Annotated in this window: 12 protein-coding genes; 11 read left to right on the top strand and 1 reads right to left on the bottom strand. The window is 73.5% G+C overall.

Translation table 11 applies throughout. The features are described 5' to 3' along the window. The first annotated feature begins 102 nt into the window (after positions 1-102). The 7 genes from ssd to ACZ3OF_RS29270 all read left to right on the top strand — a co-directional run bounded on the left by ssd (position 103) and on the right by ACZ3OF_RS29270 (position 5,122). The gene (ssd, locus tag ACZ3OF_RS29240) at positions 103-1,278 is read left to right on the top strand and encodes a septum site-determining protein Ssd (RefSeq protein ID WP_467307741.1); all 1,176 of its coding nucleotides are present in this window, start codon (positions 103-105) and stop codon (positions 1,276-1,278) included. Next, positions 1,275-2,447, top strand: coding sequence for a TadA family conjugal transfer-associated ATPase (locus tag ACZ3OF_RS29245; RefSeq protein ID WP_467307743.1), 1,173 nt, complete (start codon positions 1,275-1,277; stop codon positions 2,445-2,447). The genes ssd and ACZ3OF_RS29245 overlap by 4 nt, the downstream gene beginning before the upstream one ends. Then, entirely contained in the window at positions 2,444-3,334 is an 891-nt protein-coding gene (locus ACZ3OF_RS29250; protein WP_467307745.1) for a type II secretion system F family protein, read from the top strand. Before ACZ3OF_RS29245 ends, ACZ3OF_RS29250 begins: the two co-directional genes overlap by 4 nt. After that, positions 3,331-4,116: a type II secretion system F family protein gene (locus ACZ3OF_RS29255; protein ID WP_467307747.1), complete on the top strand. Its 786-nt coding sequence runs from the start codon at positions 3,331-3,333 to the stop codon at positions 4,114-4,116. Before ACZ3OF_RS29250 ends, ACZ3OF_RS29255 begins: the two co-directional genes overlap by 4 nt. Before the next feature lie 61 nt (positions 4,117-4,177). Then, positions 4,178-4,384 carry a DUF4244 domain-containing protein gene (locus tag ACZ3OF_RS29260; protein WP_361677069.1) on the top strand — a complete coding sequence of 69 codons (207 nt, stop codon included), beginning with the start codon at positions 4,178-4,180 and terminating at the stop codon, positions 4,382-4,384. Beyond that, positions 4,371-4,730 (top strand): TadE family type IV pilus minor pilin, encoded by a 360-nt coding sequence (locus ACZ3OF_RS29265; RefSeq protein ID WP_361677066.1) that lies wholly within the window; start codon positions 4,371-4,373, stop codon positions 4,728-4,730. Before ACZ3OF_RS29260 ends, ACZ3OF_RS29265 begins: the two co-directional genes overlap by 14 nt. Next, positions 4,727-5,122: an Rv3654c family TadE-like protein gene (locus ACZ3OF_RS29270; RefSeq protein ID WP_467307749.1), complete on the top strand. Its 396-nt coding sequence runs from the start codon at positions 4,727-4,729 to the stop codon at positions 5,120-5,122. The genes ACZ3OF_RS29265 and ACZ3OF_RS29270 overlap by 4 nt, the downstream gene beginning before the upstream one ends. On the opposite strand, the gene ACZ3OF_RS29275 is transcribed toward ACZ3OF_RS29270, so the two are convergent. Continuing rightward, positions 5,064-7,541 carry a DEAD/DEAH box helicase gene (locus ACZ3OF_RS29275; RefSeq protein ID WP_467307751.1) on the bottom strand — a complete coding sequence of 826 codons (2,478 nt, stop codon included), beginning with the start codon at positions 7,539-7,541 and terminating at the stop codon, positions 5,064-5,066. The genes ACZ3OF_RS29270 and ACZ3OF_RS29275 overlap by 59 nt on opposite strands. A 79-nt stretch (positions 7,542-7,620) precedes the next feature. Here ACZ3OF_RS29275 and ACZ3OF_RS29280 point away from each other — a divergent pair, with 79 nt between their 5' ends. The 4 genes from ACZ3OF_RS29280 (at position 7,621) to ACZ3OF_RS29295 (ending at position 12,060) form a co-directional block, all read left to right on the top strand. After that, positions 7,621-7,974, top strand: a complete 354-nt coding sequence (locus ACZ3OF_RS29280) for an STAS domain-containing protein (protein ID WP_147979000.1) — start codon at positions 7,621-7,623, stop codon at positions 7,972-7,974. 92 nt (positions 7,975-8,066) lie between these two features. Then, entirely contained in the window at positions 8,067-8,525 is a 459-nt protein-coding gene (locus ACZ3OF_RS29285) for an ATP-binding protein (protein ID WP_361677057.1), read from the top strand. Between the two features lie 287 nt (positions 8,526-8,812). After that, entirely contained in the window at positions 8,813-11,233 is a 2,421-nt protein-coding gene (locus ACZ3OF_RS29290; RefSeq protein WP_361677054.1) for a sodium-translocating pyrophosphatase, read from the top strand. Between the two features lie 188 nt (positions 11,234-11,421). Further along, a complete protein-coding gene (locus tag ACZ3OF_RS29295) occupies positions 11,422-12,060 on the top strand; it encodes a small secreted protein (protein WP_467307755.1) in 639 nt (212 codons plus the stop codon). Positions 12,061-12,116: the final 56 nt, after the last annotated feature.

Consider the following 12,116-nt stretch of genomic DNA (forward strand, 5'->3'; position numbering starts at 1 on the left):
TCCCACCGCGAACTCCGCGGGCGGAAGGAATCGGCGATCTCGGCAGCGCGACCGGCGCGGGCGGGATCGCACGGACAGGGGGCGTGTGCTGTGGCGGGAATCATGACATTCAGAACGGCGGGGGCTTCCAGGGCGGCGCGGTCCGCGGGCTCCTCCTCGCCCGGCGACGGGCGGGCAGCCGGCGGTGCGGGACGCGGGGCCGGGCCGCTGATCGTGACCGAGGACCTCGCGCTGCTCGACGACCTGCTGCGGCTCTGCGCCGCGGCGGGGGCGGAACCCGAGGTGCACCACACCGTTCCGGAACACCGCGCGAGCTGGGCCGAGGCCCCGCTCGTCCTGGTCGGCGACGATGCCGCGGCCCGGTGCCGTGGGACGACGCGCAGGCCGGGGGTGATCCTCGTCGGCCGGGACCGCGGCGGGCTCGCCGGCCCCGCCGCCGACCAGGACCCGGAGGTGTGGCGGCGGGCCGTCGAGATCGGCGCCGACTGCGTGCTGCGGCTCCCCGACGCCGAGAGCTGGCTCGTCGACCGCATCGCCGACGCCGCCGAAGGCGCGGGACAGCAGGCGCTGACCGTCGGCGTCATCGGCGGACGCGGCGGCGCCGGGGCCTCGACCCTGGCCTGCGCGCTCGCGCTGGCGGGCGCCAGGACCGGACGGCGCACCCTGCTCGTGGACGGTGACCCGCTCGGCGGCGGGCTCGACGTCCTGCTCGGTGGGGAACGGGCCGAAGGCAGGCGGTGGCCCGACTTCGTCGCCTCGAAGGGGCGGGTCGGCGGCGGCGCCTTGGAGGAGTCGCTGCCGTCGGTGCGGGGACTGCGGGTGCTGAGCTGGGACCGGGGGGACTCGGTCCTCGTGCCGGCCGACGCCATGCGTGCGGTGCTCGCGGCGGCGCGCAGGCGGGGCGGCATCGTCGTCGTGGACCTGCCCCGTCGGATCGACGCGGCCGTGAGCGAGGCGCTGGCCCAGCTGGATCTCGGACTCCTCGTAGTCCCCGGCGAACTGCGGGCCGTCGCCGCCGCCCACCGGGTCGCCACGCACGCGGGCACGGTCCTGCGCGACCTGCGTGCCGTGGTCCGCGGGCCGTACGCGTCGGGGCTGGACGACCGGTGGGTCGCGGACACCCTCGGGCTCCCGCTCGCCGGGGAACTCCCCCATGATCCCGACCTCTTGGCCGTGCTCGACAGCGGAGCGCCACCCGGCGGCGAGGCGAGCGGGCCGCTCGGCCGGTTCTGCGCGGCCTTCTGGGAGCGCGCCCTGGCCGCGGAGGGCTCCTCGTGAACGCCGCCGAGACGCCCGCGGGCGGCGCTGGTCTCCTGGAGGCCGTACGGCAGCGGCTCGCCGAGAGCGGCGCCGAGCCGACACCGGCGCGGGTCGCGGCGGCGCTTCGGGCCCAGGGGCGGCTTCTGGGCGACACGGAAGTCCTGGGCGCGGCAGAGGCGTTACGGTCCGAGCTGGTCGGTACCGGCCCGCTGGAGCCGCTGCTGGCAGATCCCGCTGTCACCGACGTGCTGGTCTCGGCCCCCGACCGGGTGTGGGTCGACCGAGGCGCCGGTCTCGAACTCACCGCGGTCCGCTTCTCGGACGCTCCGGCCGTGCGCCGACTGGCGCAGCGGCTCGCGGCGGTCGCCGGGCGACGCTTGGACGACGCCCGGCCCTGGGTGGACGCCCGGCTCCCGGACGGGACCCGGATGCACGCCGTCCTGCCGCCGGTGGCGGTCGGATCGACATGCCTGTCGCTGCGGGTCGTGCGACCGCGGGCCTTCTCCGTGGGGGAGTTGACCGAGGCCGGCACCGTCCCGCCCGGCGGGGAGCGGATCCTGCGCGCCCTGATCGAGGCCCGGGTCTCGTATCTGATCTCCGGTGGCACGGGTTCCGGAAAGACGACGCTCCTGTCGACACTGCTCGGTCTGGTCGGCGAGCGGGAACGGATCGTCCTCGCCGAGGACTCGGCCGAGCTGCGGCCCGACCATCCGCATGTGGTGCGCCTGGAGGCGCGCCCCGCGAACCAGGAGGGCGCGGGGCTCGTGACCCTGCGGGATCTGGTCCGCCAGGCCCTGCGGATGCGTCCCGACCGGCTGGTGGTCGGAGAGGTACGGGGCGCGGAGGCCGTCGACCTCCTGGCGGCCCTCAACACGGGCCACGAAGGAGGCTCGGGCACGGTTCACGCCAACACCGCGGCGGACGTACCGGCCCGCCTCGAAGCCCTCGGTACGGCCGCCGGGCTCGATCGGGCCGCGCTGCACAGCCAGTTGGGGGCCGGGCTCTCGGCCGTCCTGCACCTTGCCCGGGACCGGACGGGCCGCAGGCGGATCGCCGAGATCCATGTCCTGGAGCGGAACCGGGAGGGGCTGGTGGTGACCGTGCCCGCGCTCCGCTGGGGAGCCGACGGGTTCGAGCGCGAGCGCGGCTGGGAGCGGCTGCGGGCGCTGATCGGGGGCGTGTCATGAGGGGCGAGCAGTGGGCCCTCGCCCAGGGCGCGGCGGTGCTGTGCGCGGGGGCCGCGCTCTGGCGGCTGGCCGAGCGGGAGCGGGGCCTGCGCCGGGCGCGGGTGGTGCTCGCGGGTGTCGGGGCGCTGGGGCCTTCCGGGGATTCAGGGCGGGCGGGTCCGTCGTGGCGGGTGGCCGCCGAGCGGTGGTGGGGCGTCGTGCGGGGGCGGCGCGCCTGGCTCTGCCTGCCGGTGGCGGCCGTGCTCGCGGTCGTGGGGCAGTCGCCGCTGCCGCTGGTGGCGGGGGCGTTGGCGGTGCCGCTGACGGGGCGGCACCTGCGGGCGAGGGCCCTTCGCAGGGAGCGGGAGGCGCGGTCGGACGCGGTCGTCGCCCTGTGCGGCGCGGTCGCGGCCGAGTTGAGAGCCGGCCGGCAGCCCGCTCGGGCGCTGCTCTTCGGGGTCGGGGCGACGGAAGCGCTCGGGCCGCAGGAGGAGGCGGAGGTCGTCGCCGCGGCCCGGTTCGGCGGGGACGTGGCGCAGGCGTTGCGGAGGGCGGCGCGACAGGACGGGGCGGACGGGCTGGCCGGCCTCGCGGCCTGCTGGCAGGTCGCGGTGGACGGTGGCGCGGGGCTCGCCGCGGGCCTCGACCGGCTGGAGGCCGCGTTGCGGGAGCACCGGGACCAACGGGAGCGGCTGCGGGCCCAATTGGCCGGGGCCTGGGCGACGGTGGCCGTGCTCGCGGTGCTCCCGGCCGTGGGGCTCGTGCTCGGTACGGCGCTGGGCGCCCGCCCGCTGCACGTGCTCTTCCACACGCCCGTGGGGCTCGGGTGCCTGGCCGTCGGTACGGCCCTGGAGGCGGCGGGCCTGTGGTGGGCCGCGCGGATCGTCCGAGGAGGGGAGCGGCTGTGACCGGGGCGGTGGCTTTCCTGGGGGAGTCCGTCCACAGGCTGGGGGTGGTGGTCGCGGGCGCCCTCTTCGCCGCCTGGGCGGCCCGGACCGTGGCCGACCGGCGGCGCGAGCGGCGGACCCGGAAGCGACTCGCGGCCCTGGTGGAGTCCGGGGCGGTACGCGCCGTACGGCGTGGGCGCGGGCTCCCGCCCCGGCTCCGGACGTGGGCGATGCCCCTTGCGGTGGCCGCCGGCGCCTGGGCCCTGATCGGCGGGCCGGCCGGAAGCCTGGCGGCCCTCGCGGCGGGCTGGGGTGCGTGGCGGTGGAGCACGCGCCGCGCTCCGGCGGCCGGTGACGGGGAGGAGGCAGCACGTCAGCTTCCGCTTGCGGCCGACTTGTTGGCTGCCTGCGTGTCCGCCGGAGCGGGGCCGGGGGAGGCTGCCGAAGCGGTCGGACGGTCGCTGGGCGGACCGGTCGGCGAGCGACTGACCCGGACGGCGGCGGAGCTGCGGCTGGGCGGCGAACCGGCCGATGTGTGGCGGAGATTCGGCGCGATACCGGGCGCGGAGGGCCTGGCCCGCTGTCTGCAACGGGCCGGCTCCTCCGGCGCACCCGCCGCCGAGGCCGTCTCCAGACACGCGGCCGACCTGCGGGCGGACCGCGCCCGGAAGGCGGCGGCCCGCGCACAGCGGGCCCAGGTGCTGATCACCGCCCCCGTGGGGCTCTGTTTCCTGCCCGCCTTCCTGGCGGTGGGAGTGGCCCCGGTGGTGATCGGCCTGGCGACCGGACTGCTCCGGGCCTGACCGAGGACGAACAGCGAGCCGGACGCGAACGCGCGCGGCACGACGAACACGACGACGACACATGGGGGTTGGCATGAAGACGATGAGCACGTGGTGGCGGGCACGGCGGGCGGCCCGGAGCGATGCGGGAATGACCACGTCGGAGTACGCGATGGGCACCATCGCGGCGGCCGGTTTCGCGACAGTGCTGTACAAGATCGTGACCAGCGGTTCGGTCTCCGGCGCTCTGGAGTCCGTGATCGGCAAGGCGCTCGATGCGCCGTTCTGACGACCGGGGCGCCGTGACCGTGGAGGCGGCGATGGCCCTCCCGGCCCTGGTGGTCTTCACCATGGCCCTGGTCTGGGCGCTCGGCGCCGCGGCGGCGCAGATCCAGTGCGTGGACGCGGCGCGGGCCGGCGCGCGGGCGGTGGCCAGGTCGGAGCCGGTCTCCGGCGCGGAGGCGGCCGCCCGGGCGGCCGCGCCCGAGGGGTCCAGGGTCTCCGTCACCCGGTCGGGCGAGCTGTGGCGGGTGACTGTGGAGGCACCGGCTCCCGGGCCCGGCGGGATGGGGCTCACGCTGCGGGCCGACGCGGCGGCGCTCGCCGAGGACGCGGTCGGGGTGACGCCGCCATGAGCCGGACCGCGACGGGCAGGCCGGCAGCCCCCGCGCGGGACGACCGGGGGATGGCGACCGTCTGGACGGCGTTCGCGGCCTGTGCCCTGTGCGTGGTGTTCGGCGCGGTCCTCGCGCTGGGCCAGGCGGTCGCGGCCCGCCACCGGGCGGGAGGGGCCGCGGACCTGGCCGCGCTCGCCGCCGCCGACCGGGCGCTGTGGGGCGAGGAGACCGCGTGCGCGGCGGCGGCCCGGGTGGCGGGAGCGCAGGGTGCCTCCCTGCTGCGCTGCTCGGTGCGGGGCGACGTCGCGGACGTGACGGCGGCGGTGCGCCTCGGGCCGTACGCACCGGCGGTCAGGGCGCGGGCGGGGCCTCCTCGGGCTCTGCCGGGGCTTCCCGCAGCAGTTCCGTGAGGAGACGTACGGCGCCGCGCTTGTGGAGCGGATCGTTGCCGTTGCCGCACTTGGGGGACTGGATGCAGGAGGGGCAGCCCGCCTCGCACTCGCAGGAGGCGATCGCCTCGCGGGTGGCCGTCAGCCAGGCGCGGGCGGTGTGGAAGGCCCGCTCGGCGAAGCCCGCGCCGCCCGGATGCCCGTCGTAGACGAAGACGGTGGGCAGCAGGGTGTCGGGGTGGAGCGGCACGGACACGCCGCCGATGTCCCAGCGGTCGCAGGTGGCGAAGAGCGGCAGCATGCCGATGGAGGCGTGCTCGGCGGCGTGCAGGGCCCCGCCGAGGATCTCCGGGTTGATCCGGGCGGCGTCCAGCTGGTCCTCGGTGACCGTCCACCACACGGCCCGGGTGCGCAGGGTGCGGGGCGGCAGGTCGAGCTTGGTCTCACCGAGCACCTCGCCGGTGATCAGACGGCGGCGCAGGAAGGAGACGACCTGGTTGGTGACCTCGACGGAGCCGTAGCAGAGACGGCCGGCCCCCCAGGGGATCTCGGTGTCGGTCTCGAGGACGGAGATGGCGGTGGTGTCCCGGGCGGTGGTGGAGTACGGCGGAACGGCCTCCTCGACGAGGGCCACGGAGTCCTTCAGGTCGAGGGTCTTCACCAGGTACGTGCGGCCCTGGTGGAGGTGGACGGCGCCCTCGTGGACGGCGGTGTGCGAGGCGGCCTCGTCGACCGTGCCGAGGAGCCGCCCGGTGCCGGCCTCCACGATCTGGACGGGGCTGCCGCCTCCGCCCCGGATGTCGGTCAGGTCGGCGGCCCGCTCGCGCCGGGTCCAGTACCAGCCGCTGGAGCGCTTCCGGAGCAGTCCGGCGGCCTCCAGCTGGGGCAGCAGCTCGGGGACGGCCGGGCCGAAGAGGGCCAGGTCGGCGTCGGTCAGCGGCAGCTCCGCGGCGGCGGCGCACAGATGGGGGGCGAGGACGTAGGGGTTGTCGGGGTCCAGGACGGTCGACTCGACCGGCTGCTGGAACAGCGCCTCGGGGTGGTGGACGAGGTACGTGTCCAGCGGGTCGTCGCGGGCGACCAGGATCGCCAGGGCGCCCTCGCCCGAGCGCCCGGCGCGGCCCGCCTGCTGCCACAGGGAGGCCCGGGTGCCCGGATACCCGGCGATCACCACGGCGTCCAGGCCGGAGACGTCCACGCCCAGCTCCAGGGCCGTCGTGGCGGCCAGGCCGAGGAGCTCGCCCGAGTGCAGGGCGCGCTCAAGGGCCCGGCGCTCCTCCGGCAGGTAGCCGCCCCGGTAGGCGGCGACCCGGCGGGCAAGGGAGCGGTCGATCTCGGCCAGCCGCTCCTGGGCGATGACCGAGATCAGCTCGGCGCCGCGCCGGGAGCGCACGAAGGCGACCGAGCGGACGCCCTGGACGGTCAGGTCGGTCAGCAGGTCGGCGGTCTCGGCCGTGGCGGTGCGGCGCACCGGAGCGCCCTGCTCGCCGTGGAGCTCGGTCAGCGGCGGCTCCCAGAGGGCGAAGACCAGCTCGCCGCGCGGGGAGGCGTCGTCGGAGACCTCCGTGACCGGCAGACCGGTCAGCCGGCCCGCGGCAAGGGCGGGCTCGGCGGAGGTGGCGGAGGCGAGCAGGAAGACGGGGTCCGCGCCGTACCGGGCGCAGACGCGCCGCAGCCGGCGCAGCACCTGCGCGACGTGGGAGCCGAAGACGCCCCGGTAGGTGTGGCACTCGTCGATCACGACGTAGCGCAGGGAGCGCAGGAAGGAGGACCACCTGGGGTGGGAGGGGAGGATCCCCCGGTGCAGCATGTCGGGGTTGGTCAGCACGTAGTTCGCGTACTGGCGGACCCACTCGCGCTCCTCGACGGGCGTGTCGCCGTCGTACACGGCGGGCCGGATCCGGTTGCCGAGCGGAGCCGCCAGCTCACGGACGGCACGGCGCTGGTCGGCCGCCAGGGCCTTGGTGGGCGCCAGGTACAGCGCGGTGGCCCCGCGGCCGTTGGCGGCCTCGGAGCCGTCCAGGAGGGTGGTCAGGACCGGGGCGAGGTAGGCCAGCGACTTGCCCGAGGCGGTGCCGGTCGCGATCACCACGGATTCGCCGTCCAGGGCGTGCTCGGCGGCCTCCGCCTGGTGGGCCCAGGGGTGCTCGATGCCCGCCGCCTGGATCGCGCTGATCACTTCCGTCCGGATGCGATGCGGCCAGACGGCATGCCGACCCTCCCGGGCGGGCAAGTGCTCCGTATGAGTGATGCGCGCGGCCCGGCTCTCGCCCGACGAGAGCCGGTCGAGGACCATGCCGGGAGAGGGGCGGTTGCCCGTGTCCCCGGCTGGACGACTGGGGCGGTGATTCTTGGCCATCGGCACCGAGTGTGTCACTGGCGTGACGGACAATGCTCCCAAGGCGTCGTGCATGGCTGCTGGTAAGTGATTGAATGCCATCGCGGCTGGCGATCCGTCCCCCGACTCCGCCGGGGAGACTTGAGGGGCGACCGCTCGATAGCAAGGTGCTGGAGGATCCGTGGACCTGTCCCTGTCGACTCGCAATGTGTCCGGCCCGAGTGGCGACCGTACGGTCGTCGAGGTCGGTGGCGAGATTGATGTGTATACCGCGCCCAAGCTGCGCGAGCAGTTGGTCGAGTTGGTGAACGACGGCAGCTACCACCTGGTTGTCGACATGGAGGGCGTGGACTTCCTCGACTCGACCGGCCTCGGCGTGCTGGTGGGCGGCCTGAAGCGCGTGCGCGCGCACGAGGGCTCGTTGCGCCTGGTCTGCAACCAGGAGCGCATTCTCAAGATCTTCCGGATCACTGGTCTGACCAAGGTGTTCCCCATTCACACCACGGTCGAGGAGGCCGTCAACGCCACCGACTGACGGTCGGCCGGCGTCGGAAGATGCAGTGGAGAACCGGGCCGACACGCCCGGTCCTCCGAGTTTGCCCGCCCAGACGTTCCTAGGGGGACCGTATGGCCACCGTTGAACTCCGCTTCAGCGCCCAGCCCGAGCACGTCCGCACGGCCCGCCTCGTGGCGGCTGCGGTGGCGCGCCGGGCCGGGGTCGACGAGGCGGTACTCGACGAGGTCAGACTCGCCGTCGGCGAGGCGTGTTCCCGTGCCGTCGGGCTCCACCGGAGCAACGGGGTCACCACCCCCGTCAAGGTCGTGCTGACCGAGGAGGAGAAGACGTTCTCCATCGAGGTCGGCGACGAGGTCCCGGGTGCGGGCGTGGCGGCGGCCGATGCCGTCGGTGTGCCCGGTGCCCGGGGCGAGGCTCCCGTCGAGGAGTTCGACGACGCCGACGGCGAGGACGAGATGGGTCTCGCGGTGATCCGCGGGCTCGTCGACGATGTCGAGGTGAGAGCCGGCGAGGAAGGCGGGGTCATCAGGATGAGTTGGCCGACGACACCGGCGATCGTGCTCCCCTGACCGATTCCGACCCACTCCGACCGGTCCCTGACCGAGTCCTCACTCCTCGAACCCCCGAGCGAGCCATGCGCGGCGGGAAAAATCCGAGATCGTGAAGAGGCCCTGCCGAGCAGGGCCTCTTTTCATTTCTCTAGATCATCGATCATGCGCAAATGCTTTGGACCCATTACCACTTTCGGTGGGAAGATCAAGGCAATGGGGAATTCCGATTGCGGCGCCCTGTTTTGATCAGGTTCCGCTCCCTACAATCCGTCCACATCTTGAGCTCGCAACGTCAAGGAGGACGAATGGCGGGGCTCTTCAACCCAGAACTGACCGGACACCCCACTTCTCTCGCCGCAGCGGTACTCACGGACGAGAACCGTACGATCGTGATCGTCATCGCGGCCGTCGCGCTCGCGGCCCTGATCGTCGCCCAGGTGCTGACCCGCCAGGTGCTCTCCGCCGGTGAGGGCACCGACTCGATGAAGAAGATCGCGGCCGCCGTGCAGGAAGGCGCCAACGCCTATCTCGCACGGCAGCTGCGCACCCTCGGGATCTTCGCCGTCGTCGTGTTCTTCCTGCTGATGCTGCTGCCCGCGGACACCTGGTCGCAGCGCGCCGGACGTTCTCTGTTCTTCCTGGTGGGTGCGCTTTTCTCGGCGGCCACCGGATACATCGGCATGCGGCTCGCCGTACGGGCGAATGTACGAGTGGCCGCGGCCGCCCGAGAGGCGACCCCGGCGCCGGGTGAACCGGAAAAGGATCTGACGGCCGTCTCGCACAAGGCCATGAAGATCGCTTTCCGTACGGGCGGTGTGGTCGGTATGTTCACCGTCGGCCTCGGCCTGCTCGGTGCCTCCTGCGTCGTCCTCGTCTACGCGGCCGACGCGCCCAAGGTTCTGGAGGGCTTCGGTCTGGGAGCCGCGCTCATCGCCATGTTCATGCGTGTCGGCGGCGGCATCTTCACCAAGGCGGCCGACGTCGGCGCCGACCTCGTCGGCAAGGTCGAGCAGGGAATCCCCGAGGACGACCCGCGCAACGCCGCGACCATCGCCGACAACGTGGGCGACAACGTCGGCGACTGCGCCGGCATGGCCGCCGACCTCTTCGAGTCGTACGCCGTCACGCTCGTCGCCGCGCTCATCCTGGGCAAGGCGGCCTTCGGCGACCTCGGGCTCGCCTTCCCCCTGATCGTCCCGGCCATCGGCGTGGTCACCGCGATGATCGGCATCTTCGCGGTCGCCCCGCGACGCACCGACCGCAGCGGAATGACCGCCATCAACCGTGGCTTCTTCATCTCCGCGGTGATCTCGCTCGCCCTGGTCGCCATCGCCGTCTTCGTCTACCTGCCGTCCTCCTACGCCGACCTCAAGGGCGTCACCGAGGCCGGGATCCACGACCACCCCGGTGACCCGCGGATCCTCGCCCTGGTCGCCGTCGCCATCGGCATCGTCCTGGCCGCGCTGATCCAGCAGCTCACCGGCTACTTCACCGAGACGACCCGGCGCCCGGTCAAGGACATCGGCAAGTCCTCGCTCACCGGCGCCGCCACGGTCGTTCTCGCCGGCGTCTCCATCGGTCTGGAGTCCGCCGTCTACACCGCGATGCTCATCGGTCTCGGCGTGTACGGCGCGTTCCTGCTCGGCGGTACGTCGATCATGCTGGCGCTGTTCGCGGTCGCCCTCGCCGGCACCGGCTTGCTCACCACCGTCGGCGTGATCGTCGCCATGGACACCTTCGGCCCGGTCTCCGACAACGCCCAGGGCATCGCCGAGATGTCCGGCGACGTCACGGGCGCGGGCGCGCAGGTCCTCACCGACCTCGACGCCGTCGGCAACACCACCAAGGCCATCACCAAGGGCATCGCCATCGCGACCGCCGTCCTGGCGGCGGCGGCGCTGTTCGGTTCGTATCGCGACGCGATCGCCACGGCGGTCTCCGAGGTGGGGGCCAAGGCCGGCGAGATGAACCTCTCGTTGGACATCTCACAGCCCAACAACCTCTTCGGGCTGATCCTGGGCGCCGCGGTGGTCTTCCTGTTCTCGGGCCTGGCGATCAACGCGGTGTCGCGCTCGGCCGGCGCGGTGGTCTACGAGGTGCGGCGGCAGTTCCGCGAGCACCCCGGGATCATGAACTACACCGAGAAGCCCGAGTACGGGCGCGTGGTCGACATCTGCACCAAGGACGCGCTGCGCGAACTCGCCACGCCCGGGCTGCTCGCCGTGATGGCGCCGATCGCGGTCGGCTTCACGCTGGGCGTCGGCGCGCTCGGCGCGTACCTCGCCGGAGCGATCGGCACGGGCGCGCTGATGGCGGTCTTCCTCGCCAACTCCGGCGGCGCCTGGGACAACGCCAAGAAGCTCGTCGAGGACGGCCACCACGGCGGCAAGGGCAGCGAGGCGCATGCCGCGACCGTCATCGGCGACACCGTCGGCGACCCGTTCAAGGACACCGCCGGACCGGCCATCAACCCGCTGCTGAAGGTGATGAACCTGGTCGCCCTGCTGATCGCTCCCGCCGTGGTGCAGTTCAGCTACGGCGACGACGCGAGCGGCGCGATGCGGGCACTGGTCGCGATCCTCGCGATCGTCGTCATCATCGGCGCGGTCTACGTCTCCAAGCGGCGCTCCGTGGTCGTCGGCGACGACGCGGACGACGACGTGGGTGACGAAGGCAACGCCGCGCGGCGGACGGCCGGCTCGCCGGACGCGCCGGTGATTTCGTAACACCAGATCAGAGGGCGGGCGGGCAGCACGTGTTGACGTGCTGCCCGCCCGCTGTTCATGGTGGCGTGAGGCGTGTCTCCCTTGGTGCAATCGGCTGCAATAGGGGATGAACCCGTCGCACGAAAGGTGGATGTCGCCCGTTCGGCGTGTATGTTCCGGGGCCGAGAGTCTTGGAAGGGACCGATCCGGTGAACAAGAAGCTTGCTGTCGCGCTGTCCGGCGCCGCTGTCCTGGTGCTCACGCTGTCCGGCTGCAGCGACGACGGCGACAAGGTGAACGACTGGGCCAAGACGGTCTGCGACCAGGCGAAGTCTCAGATCCAGAAGCGGGCCAACGCCCAGCAGCTCATCATCTCGACGGCTGCGGACGGCAAGCCGGCCGACATCCAGGCCGCCGACTCGAAGGCCTTCCAGGACATCGCCGACGCGGACCGGGCGCTCGCCAAGTCCATCCAGGAGGCCGGGGCACCGCCCGTCGACAACGGCGAGACGCTCCAGCAGGACGCGGTCAAGGAGCTCAACGCCACGGCCGTGGCCTACGAGGGACTGAAGAAGCAGGTCGACGGGCTCGACCCGAGCAACCAGCAGAAGTTCGCCGACGGTCTCCAGGACGTCGCCGACGGCCTGAAGAAGATCGAGAAGATGGACCAGGACGCGCTGGCCAAGCTGCAGTCCGGCGAGCTGGGAACGGCGATGGCCAAGCAGCCGGGCTGCCAGCGCGCGACCCCCTCGGTCGCCCCGAGCCCGGCCTCCCCGCCGGCGGGCTCCACGCCCTCGGGCAAGGCGTCCGCCACGCCGTCGAGTTCGCCGAGCAAGAGCGGCGAGTAACGCGCGCCAGGCATGAGCCGTACGGAGGGCCCCGGGCGAGCACGACCCGTCCGGGG

The organism is Streptomyces sp. NPDC022552 (genome assembly GCF_055561875.1).